This is a genomic window from Curtobacterium sp. PsM8, assembly GCF_030433875.1.
GTDB lineage: Bacteria > Actinomycetota > Actinomycetes > Actinomycetales > Microbacteriaceae > Curtobacterium.
Map to the genome: position 1 here is coordinate 1 of NZ_JARUXD010000182.1, position 240 is coordinate 240.

General features: G+C 66.7%; 1 pseudogene. It reads right to left on the reverse strand.

Annotated elements, in window-relative coordinates:
* Positions 1-240 (reverse strand): annotated as a pseudogene (locus tag QCD68_RS17290) (transcription elongation factor GreA); the annotation flags it as partial.

Sequence of the window (240 nt, forward strand, 5' to 3'; positions counted from 1 at the left end):
CGTCCCCGGAGATCGTGGCGGTGACCACGGTGCCGGGCTCGACGCTGCCGTCGAACTGCGCCTCCGTGACGGAGGCGTGCTTGAGGACCTCGCTGAGGGCGCGGATGCGGGCCTCGATCTTGCACTGATCGTCCTTTGCGGAGTGGTAGCCACAGTTCTCGTTTAGGTCGCCCTCTTCACTGGCAGCCTCGATGCGGCTCGCGATCTCGATGCTGGCCGGGCCGGAGAGCTGTTCGAGCT